Below are 413 nucleotides of genomic sequence, written 5' to 3'. Positions count from 1 at the left end.
GACGGCTGCATCATCACGCCCCGATTCCCACGACGCAGCAACCTGTGCCGGAATTTACAGACTGTCGTACTGGCCTTTCTCCACCACGCGGGCGTAGTTGTTCAGCCCAGACTGCGTCTCTTCTTTATCGCCTTTTTTCACCGTAAACAGCATCTCGCCGCTCTCAGTGTTGTGGGCTTTGTCGCGGGTCGCGCCATATTCCGGCACGCCGTTGCCGTTGTGATCGCGGTTACGTAACCACCAGTCGTGATAGGCCACCAGTTTCGTGTACATCTCTGCCACCCAGGTTTTATCTTGGGTGACGTTATACACTTCCATCACCGACCAGGCGGCAAGGCTGGGTTTGGTATTACGTTCGTTCCAGTTGCCGCCATCGCCACCACGCTCGGGGCTAAGGTTCCACGCTATCAGGT

The 413-nt window shown here is 56.7% G+C and carries 1 pseudogene; it reads right to left on the bottom strand.

The window, feature by feature from the left end:
- Positions 1 to 57: 57 nt before the first annotated feature.
- Positions 58 to 413, bottom strand: a pseudogene (locus GVJ63_RS22045) (alpha-glucosidase); the annotation flags it as partial.

The sequence above is a fragment of the Pantoea sp. 18059 genome (assembly GCF_902706165.1).
Lineage (GTDB): Bacteria > Pseudomonadota > Gammaproteobacteria > Enterobacterales > Enterobacteriaceae > Pantoea > Pantoea agglomerans.
Note: the sequence above shows the minus strand (reverse complement) of the source record. Positions and strands in the feature narration are given on the sequence as shown.